The 17,523-nt window shown below is 35.4% G+C and carries 11 protein-coding genes and 1 pseudogene; 6 read left to right on the forward strand and 6 right to left on the reverse strand.

The annotated features are described in order from the left end of the window. The first annotated feature begins 67 nt into the window (after positions 1-67). The 3 genes from A9G44_RS02280 to citG all read left to right on the forward strand — a co-directional run bounded on the left by A9G44_RS02280 (position 68) and on the right by citG (position 4,606). A complete protein-coding gene (locus A9G44_RS02280) occupies positions 68-484 on the forward strand; it encodes a gamma carbonic anhydrase family protein (RefSeq protein WP_065609079.1) in 417 nt (138 codons plus the stop codon). A 105-nt stretch (positions 485-589) separates the two neighbouring features. Beyond that, entirely contained in the window at positions 590-3,613 is a 3,024-nt protein-coding gene (locus A9G44_RS13940; protein WP_065609080.1) for a DNA translocase FtsK 4TM domain-containing protein, read from the forward strand. Between the two features lie 99 nt (positions 3,614-3,712). Beyond that, the gene (gene citG / locus A9G44_RS02290; protein ID WP_081298224.1) at positions 3,713-4,606 is read left to right on the forward strand and encodes a triphosphoribosyl-dephospho-CoA synthase CitG; all 894 of its coding nucleotides are present in this window, start codon (positions 3,713-3,715) and stop codon (positions 4,604-4,606) included. 139 nt (positions 4,607-4,745) lie between these two features. Here citG and A9G44_RS02295 read toward each other — a convergent pair whose 3' ends face one another. From A9G44_RS02295 to A9G44_RS02325, 6 genes are all read right to left on the reverse strand, one after another. Next, complete coding sequence (locus A9G44_RS02295) at positions 4,746-5,888, reverse strand: AAA family ATPase (protein WP_065609081.1); 1,143 nt, start codon at positions 5,886-5,888, stop codon at positions 4,746-4,748. Next, positions 5,885-6,748 (reverse strand): RNA ligase family protein, encoded by an 864-nt coding sequence (locus tag A9G44_RS02300; RefSeq protein ID WP_179854791.1) that lies wholly within the window; start codon positions 6,746-6,748, stop codon positions 5,885-5,887. The genes A9G44_RS02295 and A9G44_RS02300 overlap by 4 nt, the downstream gene beginning before the upstream one ends. Positions 6,749-7,560: 812 nt before the next feature. Continuing rightward, positions 7,561-9,102: a hypothetical protein gene (locus A9G44_RS02305; RefSeq protein ID WP_143426285.1), complete on the reverse strand. Its 1,542-nt coding sequence runs from the start codon at positions 9,100-9,102 to the stop codon at positions 7,561-7,563. Between the two features lie 742 nt (positions 9,103-9,844). After that, positions 9,845-10,765, reverse strand: coding sequence for a hypothetical protein (locus tag A9G44_RS02310; RefSeq protein ID WP_143426286.1), 921 nt, complete (start codon positions 10,763-10,765; stop codon positions 9,845-9,847). Positions 10,766-11,652: 887 nt separating this feature from the next. After that, positions 11,653-12,354, reverse strand: coding sequence for a response regulator (locus A9G44_RS02320; RefSeq protein ID WP_034914423.1), 702 nt, complete (start codon positions 12,352-12,354; stop codon positions 11,653-11,655). Between the two features lie 15 nt (positions 12,355-12,369). After that, a complete protein-coding gene (locus A9G44_RS02325; RefSeq protein WP_218837509.1) occupies positions 12,370-13,959 on the reverse strand; it encodes an ATP-binding protein in 1,590 nt (529 codons plus the stop codon). Positions 13,960-14,236: 277 nt separating this feature from the next. Here A9G44_RS02325 and A9G44_RS02330 point away from each other — a divergent pair. The 3 genes and pseudogenes from A9G44_RS02330 to citC all read left to right on the forward strand — a co-directional run. Further along, positions 14,237-15,523: pseudogene (locus A9G44_RS02330) on the forward strand (2-hydroxycarboxylate transporter family protein); the annotation flags it as partial. Between the two features lie 94 nt (positions 15,524-15,617). Next, complete coding sequence (locus tag A9G44_RS02335; protein WP_065609085.1) at positions 15,618-16,457, forward strand: fumarylacetoacetate hydrolase family protein; 840 nt, start codon at positions 15,618-15,620, stop codon at positions 16,455-16,457. A gap of 10 nt (positions 16,458-16,467) precedes the next feature. Then, complete coding sequence (citC, locus tag A9G44_RS02340) at positions 16,468-17,502, forward strand: [citrate (pro-3S)-lyase] ligase (RefSeq protein WP_065561414.1); 1,035 nt, start codon at positions 16,468-16,470, stop codon at positions 17,500-17,502. The last annotated feature ends 21 nt before the right edge of the window (positions 17,503-17,523 follow it).

Raw genomic sequence — 17,523 nt, forward strand, 5'->3', positions numbered from 1 at the left:
AGAACTTTCGAAAAGAACATGTTTAATAATCTAGAGAAATCTAGAAAATTAATATGTATTGTCGCTAGTGTTTTTATTTCCGTTAAAACAATTACAACCTTATGTCACAAGAATAGATAATAATACTGTTTATACAGATGTCATCCCATCGTTTATTAAAACAGATATCCCTTGCATTATTGGCGAGAATGTCACTATTGGGCATAATGTTATCCTACATAGTTGCACCATTGAAGATGGTGTATTAATTGGCATGGGTAGTACTATATTAAACAATGCTAAAATTGCAAAAAATTGCCTTGTTGGCGCCAACTCGCTAGTAACACACACCATACCTTATGAAGAAGGTTGTTTAATTATGGGATCACCCGCAAAAATTATCCGCAAATTAACTAAAGCTGAAATTACAGCAAATATCACTAATGCACAACGATATGTACAAAATGGTATAAGATTTAAAACTAGCCTACTTCCTGTTGCATAATAACCCAACAATAAATTGCGTTTTAAACGGTATTGGCTCTGTGAGCAAGCACAATTTATGATAAAATGCCAGCTATTTTAATAGCAATAGTTTTTAGGTACTTGTTTGAAAAAGCCCAAAATTACAAAAAAACAGATCATCGCTCAATTGATCCTACTAACAATAATAGGTTTATCTGTTTGTTTATTTCTATCGCAGTTCAGTTACGATCCATCCGATCCAGGTTGGTCTCGTACAGCTTGGCACTATCCTATTAGTAATTTTGGCGGTTATATTGGCGCATACATCTGTGACGTTCTGTTTCAATTTTTAGGCTTTATTGCTTATAGCCTACCTTTTATCGCTATTTTTATTTGTTTACAGTCAATCGTTTATTTTTATAAACATGCTAATGATCCTATAAACTACTTTAGTCTTTCATTTCGGATTATTGGTGTGTTAGCATTTATATTTAGTGCTACAGGATTTTTTACTTTAAATATTGCTGATTCTGAACAATTTGAAGCGGGCGGTTATTTAGGTGCGATAGTCATCGAAAGCCTTTTACCAATTATAGATAGCATTACTTTATCCTTAATTCTTCTTGGAACTTGCTTGGCCTGTGTCACATTATTAACTGGATTATCATGGTTAAATCTAATTGAAAAATTAGGTGCTTTTGTCATGATTTTACTACTACCGATTAGATGGTTAATTAAGCCTCGTACAGCCAATAAACTTAAACAACCAGATTCACTAAACGAAAAACCAATAGCACAGACTAATGAGGAAATAAAAGATCCTCAATTTACAATACCTTTTGATACAAAACTAGATAAAAAATCAGATGATGATACCAATATCATTCCAACATCAAATACTATCTTTAGTGTTGAAACAACTCAAAATCAGACTGCAAATACCATCATATCGTCTGACGATAAAACAATCTCAATAAAAACAACCGATGAATTAATCAAATCATCCCACAAAGATACTCAAGTACCGCAGTCAACAACAGTGCCTCTAACAAGTGATAATCCACAAAATAAAGAGCTCGATCCTAACGAGATTTTATCTCGCCTTGAATCAATTATTCAAAACATGAATGGAAACAAAGCTACTCCAGAGCAAGAGCAAACCTTGTCTTCATCAATAGAACAAATAAAACAGGTAATACAAACACAAAAATCAGAAGAAAAACTACCATTCGATGAACCAGAAAAATACACAATTTCAGATGCACCAAGTAAACCACTGTTTACATCAGTACACAACGAACCCAAAATTAATTTTACTAATGAACAAACACCGTTTGAATCATCCATCAACCTTTCAGCTATAGAAACAACTGAAACCAAACAACCATTTATTCAAGAACCACAGGTTATTACAAGTACAAAAGACACTGCATCTATAGAAGATACACAAAACATAACAGATACAGAGACTGAAACTGAAATAAAAGAAGTGAAAGCAGACGTAGAGCAACTAGAATATGTTGATACTGAAGCACTAAAAAAAGCAAATCCAATTATTGACGATATCTATCCTGAAGAAAATCGTGTTGAAGATATTCAACATAATCATTTCAATGAAAATGACGAAGATAGCTTAATTCATCCGTTATTAAGACGTAATGATAAACCGTTACCTAAACCGACTACGCCACTACCGTCACTGAACTTATTAACTGCGCCACCAACAGCTCGAATCGAAGTCGATCATGGTGCCTTAAACGCAATGTCGGAACTGATTGAAAAAAGTTTATCGGATTATCGAGTGAAGGCAAAAGTGGTTGATTATTTACCGGGACCGGTGATTACTCGATTTGAAATTGAACTTGCACCGGGTATCAAAGCGGCACGAATTTCAACGCTAGATCGTGACTTAGCACGATCATTATCAATGCCATCGGTTCGTGTAGTTGAAGTTATTCCGGGAAAACCTTATGTAGGTATTGAATTGCCCAATAAAAATCGTCAAACAGTCTATTTTAGAGAAGTCTTAGACAGCCCTCAATTTAAAGATGCTCAATCGCCGTTAACTGTCGTATTAGGGAAAGATATCGCTGGGCAATCAGTGGTTGCTGATCTTGCTAAAATGCCTCATTTACTTGTTGCTGGAACTACTGGCTCGGGTAAATCAGTTGGTGTTAATGCGATGATTTTAAGCATTTTATATAAATCGCAACCTGAAGATGTCAGGTTTATTATGATTGATCCCAAAATGCTAGAGTTATCTATTTATGAAGGAATACCACATTTATTAACACAAGTGGTTACTGATATGAAAGATGCCGCTAATGCATTAAATTGGTGTGTTAACGAAATGGAACGACGCTATCGTCTAATGTCAGCATTAGGTGTGCGTAATATTGCTGGTTATAACGAAAAAATAAAACTAGCAGAACAAATGGGCAGACCAATTCCCGATCCACTTTGGAAACCAACTGATAGTATGGATCTTAATATGCCGACACTCGAAAAATTACCCTATATTGTGGTTATGGTCGATGAGTTTGCTGATTTGATTATGGCTGTCGGTAAAAAAGTCGAAGAACTAATTGCACGGCTTGCTCAAAAAGCGCGAGCAGCAGGTATTCATCTAGTTTTAGCCACACAACGTCCATCGGTGGATGTCATTACGGGCTTAATCAAAGCGAATATACCAACTCGTATCGCTTTTACAGTATCAAGCAAAATTGATTCTCGCACTATTTTAGATCAAATGGGAGCAGAATCATTACTTGGTATGGGAGATATGCTTTATTTAGCCCCTAATAGCTCCATTCCAATTCGTGTTCACGGTGCATTTGTGCGTGATGAAGAAGTGCACGCCGTTGTGCAAGATTGGAAAGCACGTGGCACACCAAAATACGTTGACAATGTCACAGTTGCGACCGATGATAGCGAAAATGGCAATTCCAACTCGTCAGATGAAGAACTCGATCCATTATTTGACCAAGTTGTTGCTTTTGTCATAGAAACACGAAGAGCTTCTATCTCTAGCGTACAACGAAAATTTAGAATTGGCTACAACCGAGCAGCCCGAATTGTCGAACAAATGGAAGTAGAAGGCATTATTAGCGCACCAAGCCATAATGGAAATCGGGAAGTACTAGCTGTATCAACACATAACGATTATTAGTTTTATCACACACCAATCCATTTAAAAGAGTGGCTTGGTGTTTACATCATAGCATCATGCAAATTAATTAAATCGAATCCCTATAGGTAACCAATAGTAATGAGTGATTATTCTCAGCAAGTAGCATTATTAGAATTACAACTCAATAATGACCCTAACCGATGTTTACCAGCGCAATTAGCAACTAAAGCATTAATCAAAGAAATTTGCTTATCACCAAAACCCGGATTAGTTGATATGAATAATAGTGGTGCACATCGTGATATGGATTTCCAAACCTTTATTCAAAGTATTAGTGCTATTTGTGTCTGGTTTGAACGTTTCTACCAATACGGTAAAACATCAGCTTTGCATAAAAATCAACTTTTTTTAGCTGGCATTAGACCAATTGGTATTAATTGCGAACAAGCGATGTTTAAAGCCACCAATCAAGTTAATACTCATAAAGGCGGGATATTTGCCTTTGGTTTGCTGCTCGGCGCTATTGGCAAGTTAGAGCAATTAAACTTACCAATCAATATACAAAGCATTTGTAACGAAGTTTCATCCATTTGCCAAGGCATTGTTCAAAGCGAGCTAAAACAAAATAATCTAACAAATTCTGTTGGTGAAAAGCTATTTAAACTCCATAACCTTACAGGAGCAAGAGGAGAAGCAGAATCAGGTTATGCAACAGTTAGAAATATCTCACTGCCTATCTTTCAACAAATGCAAAAGAACGGCTATGATGAAGAAACTTGCTTATTACAAGCGATGTTACATTTACTTGCTTTTAATCAAGACACTAATGTAGTTTCACGAGGTGGACTTGATGGCTTGGCTTTTGTGCAAGAACAAGCGAAAAAACTCATCAAACAAGGTGGCGTAATCAATCCAAAAGTACGAGAAAATTTATATCATTTTGATAGTGAATTAATAAAACGCAATTTAAGCCCTGGCGGATCGGCGGATTTAATTGCAATTACTTGGTTTTTGTCTCAATATAATGGATAAAACAAGATAATAAAAAGATAAGATTTATTGATATAAAAAGTAATTAAAAATAACAGAATTTAATATTTAACACTATTGTCCAATTAATTTTGGGGCTTTAATATCGGCCCCAATTAATATAACCAAAGATGAGTAATAATTATTGATTAATAAAATAACTCACCTTATGTGCTTCAGTCGGTAATGGAACTTCCCATTTATTTAATAACCGCTGAATTGCTTTATTTGGCAACGTAGTATCTCGTGCTGAATTACGGCGATACAACTCTTTTTCTGGTTGTTCAAGATAGACAATTTCCACATTCGCATGATAAGCATAAAGCAAATCGAGTGCTTTTTGACGCATTTCTTGCGATAAGTGGGTCGCATTCCAAATAAAAGGTTGTTTTGTTCTTAACCACTGTTTAACCTTTGCTAACACAAACTGAATAACCAGCCCTTCGTTTTCACCGTGCTTTAGTTTTAGCTCAGATCTAGCATCATCATAAGAAGCAACATCCCATGTTGGATAATGTTTACTCACCCAACTATTTTTACCCGATGCAGGTAAACCAGCTAGCATAATCACCTTAGATCCTTCTTGAGGATATAATGCATAATCGGGTAATACATTACTACCTCGAAAATATTCGATACGAGTATAATCATCAACAAATTGGCGAGGTTGATATAAACACCCTTCTTCAAGTGCCAATTGCCTAAAGAGTTCAACTTCATCAAGCGCTCGGCGTTTATCAGCACAAATACGACCTTCCATATCTGCTTTAGCTTGCAAACACAACATCCAAATAGGCAATTGCCACGATAAGCGGTGAATTAAATATTCGGGTGATTTATTTCTTACGCCATCACTTAAAGCAAAAAAAGGCACTTGATGTACACTAATAATTCGGCAGATTTGTTCCCGCAAATCAAATGGCACCCCCATTCGCCATAATAATATACGACTACGGATCTCGCCTTTTTTGGAATGCCTTGGTTGTGTAATTTTACCTGTCAACTCATCTATGACGGTGGTTTCTGGCTTAGCGATATCATGTAATAAAGCAGTCATAAATAATACAAACTGCTCATCTTCTGTTGCGTTGGTAAACTCTTCTTGCGTTAATAATGCACGCACAACCATTTGCGTATGAACCCAAACGTTCCCCTCTCCATGATGCGAGGGATCTTGTGGCGTTATTATCAAACTATTCAATTCAGGAATACAGGTTAACCATGGGCTAAAATCATCTGTTGCCAACGTACTTGCTATTTGTTGTTTTAGTAATTGGTAATTCATAATTTACCTCCGTTTAGGCATCCATTATTCCAATTCACTGTTAATTGAGGTGTATATAACTCAACACCTTGAGCCAATTGGTTTGGAATAAAAGGCTGTTCACTATGGTGTTGCCCTGCATCTAAAATGGCCTGAACAAAATCCTGCCTAACCCATTTTAAGCGATCAATGGTTTGTTCTTCCGATTCGATTTTAAGATATAACCCTTCCATCAAGTCAGAGTTATCGCATTGTTGCCAAGCTTTGCTTAAGTCTAGCTTTTCACGCATCACGATTTGTTCAAAGCAAGTACGCCAATTAGCGGTTTTAGCCAAAGATGGTTTGACTAACGCCAATAAATCGCTCAATTTAGAAGGTGCAATCCCTGCAAATAACACAGGTACCGATAAAACAGGACCACCAGCTAATAATTGATGTCGCTTTAGGGTAGATAAAAAACAGTTTTGTTGTCTATCCCAAATATCAAACTCACAAAAATAGTGCGGTAAAGCATCATAAAAAATAGCATGTTTTTTGTGTAACCATTCACCATAAAGGATATAGCGATCTTCTAAACGCCCAAGTAACCAATATTCATGCACGCAAGCCCAATGCTTTAAAAGGTTGAATTGGCGTTCTCGTGAACCACCTATTAAGTAATGTCCTCGAGATTGAAGCAACAGCTCACCACTAGCTGAAAAACTGATAGCACAGTTTGCTCCGTCAAGTTTTTCTTCAATAACAATATATTGACCAGCTAATTGCTTATAAGGACGTTGTCCATGTTCACTATCACCAAACTGTAAGCGTGAGCTTTCTAGGTGCGGTGTTCGTGGATATTTAATTAATTCTAAATTTTGAATATAAGATTCCATTGTCATAATGTTTTCTCCAAAAAAATAAGGGAAAACCGACAAGGCAAAAATCTATAGATTGAATTGCAACGAAGGGGCTTAGATAATACTAAGCAAAAGACAATATGATAGAAGATACCAAGTCGGCATTAAGATAAAGTGTTAACTACAGGCATTTTGCCACCTCGCTATAATAAAAAATTCAGGTTAAAAAAACGGCGCTATTATCAACAGTTGCTCATGCTTTGTCAAGTTTAATTATAATAAATAATCGTTTAGGGCAATAGCTAATTATAAATTAATTGTTTTTATAAAAACACAAACAAAATCAATACTCTAATCAACTATTTTTGCAACACCCCTTTACCAGCTCTGGGCTTATTCTAATGCTAGATTAATGACTATATTAACCTTTAAGTGTTGTGAAAAATCGGAATGTTTTTCTATAAAACAGCTTAGATATTCAATTGATTTTATTAGTTTTTATTGGTTATTTTTTAATAAAATTAAATACTTATAGTCCGTTTTTGGGGATTTTGTATTTAAGTAAAGTCTATGTGGATGAGGTTAAGTTTCGGACGTTTTAACCTTTGGGAAAATAAATAACGCTAGAATCAACATCCGAAACATTACCGAACAAATTACATTTAAAACTTACCCTTTTAATGCCAACCATGCCTATGCGTAGTCGGTCGGGAGCATTTTTTGACTTTCAGTCATTAATGCAGTCATACCTGCTCAGCGTCCAACTAAGCGGGGGCTGGATTCTTTGTTAGATTACCTCTATTTGTACCAAAATCGCCCCTTCGCCCTAAGGATTAAGTAATAAAAGCTAAAAACTAAGGTGTGGTGCAAACAGCATAATAGCCGAAGGTGGCACCCATGTTATTGCTATTGATATAGCCAGTGTCGGAGTAGACATAAAACTGACTGTTAGATATGGCATCACTCATCCAGTAACCATAGTGGGAGTGGGTGCTGTAGGCGAAGTCCGCATCAGCATAATGAGACATGTAACCCCACTCCGTGAAAAATCCAGCTCCAATTCGACGCTGGTAACCATTCCAAACTGAAGGCGGTGTGGCGCCAGAAATAGGAACACTAGCTGTTCTGACTGCATTGGTTAAATCTCTTATCTGCGAAAGACGATACCCCAAACGACTACACCATGTTGTTTGAACAGAAACTGTATCGTATTTACTTCCTCGGTTAACAAACCACTGCTTTAACTTAAATCCATACCTCACCACTACATTATTACTACGATCCCTCCCCACTAACTCAAAGGTCTTCGGTAACCTTGGCTTAGCTATTTGATTAGGTTTAGGATTGTTCCATTGATTTATTGCCTCTGGACCTGTTAGCTTAACACGAGCTACGGCTTTTCCCTTATCCCAATTAGGAATCCACCTATCATTAGGCACAACATTGGTCACTGTTGCAGTGATTCCCTCATGCGTGACAGGTGCCCATGTCAATTCATTTATATCTACTCCAGTTATGAGTAAATCAAAATATAAATTATGCGCACCTGTAGTTGGGAAATTTAAATCGTAAGATGATGAACTTGTAGATTGAGTTAGAAAACCTTTAGTAGTACTCCATATGCTAGATGGGCCAGCGAATTTAGGATTGTCGTTAGAATCGATACCAGTCGTACCACCATATAGCAAATTCGGCCTGACCGAACAAATAACTGGTTGTGGCGGCGGAGTGATATAATACACCGCAGTACCTTCACTGAAAGTACTACTTTTGGGCACGCCATACTGCGTTGCTAAACTACCTCCCGTACTACTTAATGTTATCTTATAAGGTGCCTTACAAATATCTAAAGCATCACGACGACTAACGGTATTACCATTTTTATCCATAAATGATACCGATATATTCCCCATTGCCGTTACCTGATTATCACCATCATCATCGCCCCATTTACCTTGTGTCACCAAATCATTTAAGCTCACTGAATCAGCTGGCTGGACTATCATATCGATATTAGCCAAAGTATCCCCTATGTTAGGTAACTCGATTGGAACTGTCGATGATGAAGGATTATTTTGCGGTGTGAATGTTCGTCCATTTGATAATTTAATAGTTAATAAGTCATCTGTTTTAGTCACTTTAGTAACACCGCCATCAAAAGTTAAATAAGGCGCAGTACCATGAATGCGCTCAGAAGTCGTTGCCGACAAAGCCTGCGATTCTATGGAGTACGGCAATAACAACAATAGCGCTAATACCAATGGAACTTTTGAAAATAATTTTATGGATAATTTCGAAGATATAAATGAGTTTCGTGCAAAAACTCGTCGAATAGGGTTATTAGATAAATTTAAGACGTAGGTTAGCCAGTGCTTGTGCCTTGTGCCTTGTGCCAAAAATGATACTGCATTACGTTCCTCGTGTCAAGTAATATTTTGTTTTATTTGAATTTTTGTAATTATTCGCTTATTTTCCTATAGCAATAAGAGTATAGCCGTTTAAAAAATAGTTGGCTAGTTTTTTGGCGGACTTTTTTGTAAAAAAATGTAAAGATGAAAACGATTGGCTTTAGAGATAAGTAAATTTTTTAATTAAAATAGAGTATTAGCTTTAGGACTTTTTGATTTTTACGGAATGATTAATATTGCTGATAACATCTAAAACACAAACACACCCAACAGCCAAGTTTGGCGTGCTAGCTTTACTTGGTTATCGGTATATTTTGGCGCTCTGATAAGGTAAGCATATTAGCATTGTGGTGCTATAAGTGTGTTTTTACTCTAAAATCGTTCAGGTAGCCTATTGATTTTATTGAAGTTTTTATTTGCATTTTTAAATAAAATCAAATACTTATAGGCTAGTTTTTTATTACATTGAATTTGACTTTTTAATAAAAGCGCTTTTGTTATTTGATAATAGTTATTTAATAATAACTTGTTAATAACAGCCAGTTAATAACAAAAGCGCAAGCTTGAAAATTGTATCGGTCGGGCGCTGTTTTGCTTTTAATCATTAAAGTGCTGGCTTTGCCTGCTCAGCGCCCCAACTTACGCGGGGGCTTTATTCTTTGTTATATTATCCTCTCAAGCACCGTAACCCCCTTCCGCGCCCTAAGGACTAAGAACTAAACGCTAAAAACTAAGGTGCGGTGCAAAGGCCATAGAGGGAGGCTCTGTCACTGGCGCTGGCAAAGAAGCTGTAGACGTCGCCGTGGGTCGAGTAGACATAGAACTGGTCGCTACCTGTAACGTCGCTCGTCCAGTAGAAGCCGGCGGCGAAGCCCGCATCAGTGTAGAAGGTCATGTGGCTCCACTCCGTGAAAAAGCCAGCGCCTATGTGACGCAGGTAATGATTATCTGATGAGCTAGGTGTGGCGCCTACTGCGCCTTGACACCAACTTCCTGAACTCCAACCAGAACAAACTGCATTGGTTAAATCTCTTACCCGTGGCATGCGATAACCCAAACTATTACACCATGTGGTTTGATTAGGATGGTTAGCTAATTGACCACCCCGACTGACGAACCACTGCCTTAATACAAATCCATATTTGACTACCTCATAACCATCTTTATCTCTACCCACTAACTCAAACGTCTGTGGTAACCCTGGCTTAGCTATTTGACTAGGATTCGGATTGAACCATTGATTTCTTGCCTCTGGACCTGTTAGCTTAACGCGTACAACTACTTCTCCCTTATCTTCTTTAGGAATCCACCTGTCATTAGCTACAACATTTGTCACTGTTGCAGTGATTCCCTCATGCGTGACCGGTTCCCATGTCAATTTATTTATATCTACTCCACTTATGAGTAAATCAAAATATAAATTATGCGCACCTGTAGTCGGAAAATTTAGGCTGTATGATTCAGGATTGGTAGATTGAACTAAAAAGCCCTTATTAGGATTCCATATGTCAGCTGGGCCTGCATATCGGAGAGATAAATACGGCCTTACATAATTGATAACTGGCGACGGTTGTAGCATTATTGCATCACTACGATTACCTGCTCGAGCTTTTTTACCATTCAATGCCTGTAAATTCGATGAAGATGACAATAATAACAATGCTAATACTAGCAAAGCTGTTTTAGGTGATTTGAGCGATAATTTCGAAGATATAAATAAGTTTCGAGTAAAAACTTGTCGAATAGGATTATTTGATAAATTTAAGACATAGGTTTGCCAGTGCTTGTGCCTTGTGCCTTGTGCCTAAAATGATAATGCATTACGTTCCTCTTGTCAAGTAATATTTTGTTTTATTTAAATTTTTATAATTATTTGCTTATTTAATAAGCTTGTTTTCCTACAGCGATAAAAGTATAACCATTTAAAAAATAGTTGGCTAGTTTTTTGGCGGACTTTTTTGTAAAGAAATGTAAAGATGAAAACGATTCGGTTTTATAGATAGGTTAATTTTATAATTAAAATAGGGTGTTATGTTTCCGTCATTTTGAGATTTGGTGAAATTATTAATATCTACACCTACATTCCAGCTCACCCTATTTAGTGGAATAACCTCGCTTAGCTATTGGCACATTTAAACCCCATGGTAAAGCGAGTATATTAATCTTGTGGTATTGTTAGATTTTTTGCTCTAAAAACGTTCAGGTAGAGCATTGATTTTATTGAAGTTTTTTTATTTCGTTTTTTTTAATTAAATCAGACAGTTATAGAGGACAGTGGTATTGTTTGAAGTAGTGGTTTTAAATATTTTTCCCTTTTGGGGAAATGAGTAGTATCGGTGGTAACATCCGATCCAAACATCCTTGTTTGGCGTACTACCTTACTCAGTTGCTGCGTATTCTAACGCCAAAATAAGGTAGATATAGGTATTTGGTTGTTATAGAAGCTGTTTTTTCCTTTGTTACTAGTACCAATAACTGAAAAAAAACTCAAATAAGTATGTTTTCAAAGCTAGTATTTTATCTGAAACAGATAAAATACTATTTCCCTAAACGTTTATATAGCCTTTCTGGTCGTCCAATTTTTCCATGATTAAGTTCGACTGTTAATAATTTGATTTGTACACAATATTCTAAATATCGTCTAGCGGTTGTTTTGCTAATATTGGCTTTTTCGACTATTTCGTCAACAGTGAGTGCTTTATCGGTTTGCATAAATAAGTCTTTGACTTTTTGTAGCGTGATTTCTTCAATCCCTTTTGAGTGACGATTCATATCAACAAAATCTTTAGTTTGCAAATTGAAAAGTTCGTCTATTTTTCGTTGATTGACATGTTTTTGTAAACTTTGTCGATATAAAAATAGTTCAAAACGCTCAAGCGAGTGTTTTAGCCTTTGGTAAGATACGGGCTTTATTAAGTAGTCAAAAGCGCCATAACGAATCGCTTTACTACAAGTATCCATATCACTTGCGGCTGTAATAAAAATAACATAGCAATCTAGATGATTGTTGATGATGTATTCAAATAATTCTATTCCTTTGCCGTCAGGTAAATAATTATCGAGTAATATTAAGGTCGGTTTTAGTTTTTCTACCATTATTTTAGCTTCTTCTAGTGTTGAAGCTATTCCAATTACTTTAACCTTTGTGTCTTTTTGAATAAACTCTGCATTTAGTTCTGCTAAAATTGGCTCATCTTCAACAATAAGCACTTTGATATTATCTTCTTGAAATTGATTCATATAATTGCCTTTTTATTATTTAGGTATAAATACAGAAAAAATTGTTCCATAAGGGGTATTATCTTCAAATGTAATATAACCATTGGCCTTTTTTATATAGGTCGAAACAAGGTGTAAACCAATACCGTGTTCTTTACCTTCTTGCGATGTGACGCCAGGTTCGAAAATTGAATCGCGAATATTTTCATCAATACCACAGCCTTGATCAGTTACCTCTAATACAACTTCATTTGTTGCGTCGCTAAGATAGAGATAAATGGTTTTATCACCACGATCATTTTTTAAGCTAGCATTAAAAGCATTATCAAGCAAATTTCCTAAAATTGACATAAATTCTATTTCGGTGATAAGTGAAGGTAATGCATTTAATTGGCATGCTGGATCAAATACTAGATTTAAGCCAATTTCGTGTGCTTTTGAATATTTGCCAATTAATAAACCACATATAGCCGGCACATTAAAATGTTTGGTAATAAAGTCTAAATTACTTTGGTTATCGGCAGAATGCAATGCAATAAATGATTGCGCTTCATCATACCGTTTCATATATATTAAACCTGATAGCGTTGCTAACCAGTTAAGATGTTCATGCCTTAATGCGCGTAAATTATCGACATATTGTGTTACTTGCGTTAATTGCATACTTAATACATTAATATCATCAAAATTGCGAAAAGTAATTACCCAGCCTTGAATTTTATCATCAATAACCACTCGAACTCGGCTGGCAATAACAATCATGTTATTGAAATAGCATATATGATCGTGTATGTCTTCAGTTTGATTTTCTTTTTTGTAGATAAAGTCACTTGAGGTGATAAATTCGCTTAAATCATGTTTATGTAACTCGTCATCATTTATCTTAATATCTAACATTGTGCGAGCAGATTGATTAATATTGATAATTTTATAATTAAGATCAATGGCGATAACACCTTCAAAAATCGATTCCATGATCGACTTTTGGCTTTTTACCAGTAGTGCGATTGCTTTAGGCTCTAAATTGAACATCTGTTTTTTAATTGCTTTTGAAAAACAGTATGAAAAGATAAATAATGCTAAGAATAACAAGGAACAAAAAATGATAAACGGTATAAACTGTTTTATATGCAATGCATAAATACCATCAATCATATAACCGACCGAGACTATACCAATAATCTTACCGTTTTCAATAATTGGAGCTTTCCCCCTTAATGCTAGACCAAGAGAACCCTCACTAATGGTGATACTACTATTACCGTTAAGAACCTCTTGATTATCCCCTCCTACCATGGGGGAATGTAAAGGGCTATTGGCTGTATGAAATAAGCGGTTAGCATTAGCATCACCAATAACAATATAGCTTGCATCACTTTGTTTAAATATATCTGTGATTAAATTAGCTATTTTATTTGTGTCTTTATCTTTGACATATTCAATTAAACTTGGTAAAACAGATAACTCTTTTGCTTGAATTTGCGCTTTTTCGCCCAAACTTCGATACAAATTTGTTTCAGTTGTGTTCCAAATATAACTTTGTAATAGCGCAAGAACAATCAACGAAAAGAGCAAAAGCGATAAAAAAAGTTTTGTGGTAAATGATAAGTGGATTTTCATTCGCATTTTTGTATTTTCTTTTCAAATTAAGTTCAAATAAGTGTATCACAGCATAAAAAAACATATATCCTTTAAAACCATAAAAACCACAGTTAATTTATGATTTATATCACAAAAATTTCATTAATTTTTTGTAAATATACCCGCCAATAATTTTGAATAAATCAACTTATTTTGGAGAAAAAAATTAATGGTGAATTTTAACTCATCTGAGAAAAACATTAATGGAAAAGAATCAACGGGTAAGACTGTTACAGAAAATCTAACAGGCTGGCCATATAATTGGTGGCGTCTGATGGATAACTACAAAATTGGTGTTATCCCACTTCCATTATTTATTATCGCAGGTATTCTTATTTTCGCTGAAGTTTTAGTAACAGGTAAATTACCTAGCGAAATCGTTGTAATGGTAGTTACTTGTGCTTTTTTCGGTTTTCTTTGTGGCGAAATTGGTAAGCGTTTACCGATCGTAGGGAAAATGGGAGCTGCCGCAATTTGTGCAACCTTTATTCCTTCTGCATTAGTTTATTATGGTATTCTTCCTGAACCAGTCGTTGTTGCAACAAAAAAATTCTATAAAGATACACATATTCTTTATTTATATATCTGTTGTATCATCGTGGGTAGTATTATGAATATGGATAAGAAAACACTTATCCAAGGATTCTTAAAAATCTTCGGCCCAATGGTATGTGGTGAAATCGTTGGTATGCTTGTTGGTGTCGGTGTTGGTTATTTACTTGGTTTAACACCATTTGAAACATTTTTCTTCTTAGTATTACCTATTATGGCTGGTGGTGTTGGTGAAGGTGCGATTCCACTTTCAATCGGGTACGCTTCAATCTTAGGTATGGAACAAGGTGATGCGCTTGGTCATGTGTTACCAATCGTAATGTTAGGTGGTTTAACTGGTATTATTTGTGGTGGTATTTTAAATCGTATCGGTAAAGCTTATCCGCACTTAACTGGTAACGGTCGACTATTACCAGCAGATGATGAAGTTGCTGATAAAAAAGCAGCTAAAACTGAATCGATTATTGATGTAACTACATTCGCTTCAGGTGTATTATTAGCAGCTATCCTTTATATGGTTGGTATGATTGGTCACAAAGTGACTGGTATTCCAGCACCAGTAGGAATGCTATTTGCAGCAGTTTTTGTTAAATTAGTATCTGGTGTTTCACCTAAAGTATTAAGTGGTTCACAAGTTGTTTATAAATTTTTCCAAACGTCTGTTACCTATCCAATTTTATTTGCAGTAGGTGTAGCAATTACACCATGGGAAAAAATTGTTGAAGCGTTCACTATTACAAACCTAATTGTTATTGTTTGTACAGTTGTTAGTTTGGTTACTACTGGTTTCTTTGTTGCTAAAAAACTTGGTATGTATCCAGTTGATGCTGCTGTTATTTCTTGTTGTCAAAGTGGTCAAGGCGGAACTGGTGACGTGGCAATCTTAACTGCTGCAGAACGTATGGAACTTATGCCGTTTGCACAAATTGCAACTCGTATTGGTGGTGCAATTAATGTATCAGTATCATTACTTATTCTCGGCAATTTCTTAGTATAGATTTTACATATTAAATAACAACCTTGGTTTATACTAAGGTTGTTCATTTTTATTTAATATTTACAATTAACAAAATAGCTTTTAAGGAGTTTTCATGAAGCTTGTCAGTTATCTTGTCTCTGGTAGAGCAAGTTTTGGTCTTCTTACTAATAATGGTATTGTTGATTTAAAGCAAAAATTAGGTGATAAATATGCCGATTTAAAATCACTACTTGCCGATAAAGAAGGACTATCTATTGCCAAAACCTACCTTAATGCCCCAAGTGACATTGATGAACAAGACATTACTTATTTACCCGTTATTCCAAATCCAAATAAAATCTTGTGTGTTGGTATGAACTATGCCGAAAAACGAGCAGAATTTAATGAAACCAGTTCAGCACCAACGCTTTTTGTTCGTTTCCCTGATTCTCAAACAGGTCATAAAACCAACATTATTAAACCAGCTATTACTAATGAGTTGGATTATGAAGGAGAATTAGCTATTATTATAGGTAAAGCTGGTTTTCGCATTAAGCAAGAAGATGCATTATCATATGTAGCTGGCTATAGCTGTTATATGGATGGTTCTATTCGCGACTGGCAATATACTTGGTTTACCGCAGGTAAAAACTGGCCTAGCACTGGTGCTTTCGGTCCATGTATTACAACAAGCGATGAAATTCCTGATCCAAAAGTATTATCTTTAACTACTTATTTAAATGGCGAGCAAATGCAACATGATTCAGTTAAAAATCTTGTGCATACTGTGCCTGAATTAATTTCTTATATTAGTACTTTTACACGTTTATCTCCAGGTGATGTTATTCTTACTGGATCACCAGGTGGAGTTGGGAAAAAACGTAATCCTCCAGTATTTATGAAAGATGGCGATACAATTGAAGTCGAAATTACAGGAATTGGTCGACTAACTAATTATGTAGTAGCTGAATAGAGGTAAATTTATGTACGATTTAGTTGATTATGCCGTTGTTGATATTTCTAAAGCAGAACAAGATTATAAAGAAGTTAAACAGTTGCTATCTCGCTCTGATCTTGATCTGGATTCACAAGTTACTGTTTTTATGGTAGCTAAAATCAATGAACAAATTATTGCTTGTGCAGGTATTGATCGCAATATTATTAAATGTGTTGCTATTGATCCTAATTATCGTGGCAATCAACTAAATCTAACCTTGATGGATCATGCAATAAAATATGCCAATGAAAACGGCTATTTTCATCTTTTTCTATATACAAAACCCGAAAATATAGATTTTTTTAAGGGATGTGGGTTTTATCCTATTGTTGAAATAACAGATCTTGTTGTCCTAATGGAAAACAATCCAGTTGGAATAAGGCAATATTGTAAACAACTAAGCACGCAACAAAAAGAAGGGAGCAAAATTGGTAGCATTGTTATGAATGCTAATCCTTTCACTAAAGGCCATCAATATCTTATTCAATATGCTGCAAGTCAATGTGATTGGTTGCATGTTTTTGTTGTCAATGAAAATGCATCGCTATTTTCATTTGATACACGTTTGAAATTAGTTAAAGATGGTACTAAACAGATAAAAAATGTTACAGTACATGCAAGTTCGCCTTATATTATTTCAAGAGCAACATTTCCAACTTATTTTCTAAAAGATAAGACAAAAATCGATCAGGCCTATATGGGTATCGATCTGCTTATATTCCGAAATTATATTGCTCCAGCGCTTAATATTAACTATCGATTTGTTGGAACTGAACCCTATGACGAAGTAACTAAGGCTTATAATGAAGCAATGTCTTATTGGCTTGAAGATAAAGCAGTTAGTAACCACTCAGCAATTACTTTTGTTGAAGTTCAACGAATAACCGAAGGTGATACTATTGTATCAGCTTCATTAGTAAGAAAATTATTGGCATCAGGGCAATATGAAGAGGTAAAAAAACTAGTTCCATCTACTACATGGGATTACCTTTCAGCTAATTTGGATAAATTTAAAATTTAATACGTTTTAAAAGGTAAAAAA

The sequence above is a fragment of the Gilliamella sp. Occ4-3 genome (assembly GCF_001690675.1).
Taxonomy (GTDB): domain Bacteria; phylum Pseudomonadota; class Gammaproteobacteria; order Enterobacterales; family Orbaceae; genus Gilliamella; species Gilliamella bombi.

Coding starts and splice junctions, on each gene's coding strand:
- A9G44_RS02335 (WP_065609085.1), top strand. CDS start 15,618: ATGAAGCTTGTCAGTTATCTTGTCTCTGGTAGAGCAAGTTTTGGTCTT.
- A9G44_RS02320 (WP_034914423.1), bottom strand. CDS start 12,354: ATGAATCAATTTCAAGAAGATAATATCAAAGTGCTTATTGTTGAAGAT.
- citC (WP_065561414.1), top strand. CDS start 16,468: ATGTACGATTTAGTTGATTATGCCGTTGTTGATATTTCTAAAGCAGAA.
- A9G44_RS02300 (WP_179854791.1), bottom strand. CDS start 6,748: ATGACAATGGAATCTTATATTCAAAATTTAGAATTAATTAAATATCCA.
- citG (WP_081298224.1), top strand. CDS start 3,713: ATGAGTGATTATTCTCAGCAAGTAGCATTATTAGAATTACAACTCAAT.
- A9G44_RS02325 (WP_218837509.1), bottom strand. CDS start 13,959: ATGCGAATGAAAATCCACTTATCATTTACCACAAAACTTTTTTTATCG.
- A9G44_RS02295 (WP_065609081.1), bottom strand. CDS start 5,888: ATGAATTACCAATTACTAAAACAACAAATAGCAAGTACGTTGGCAACA.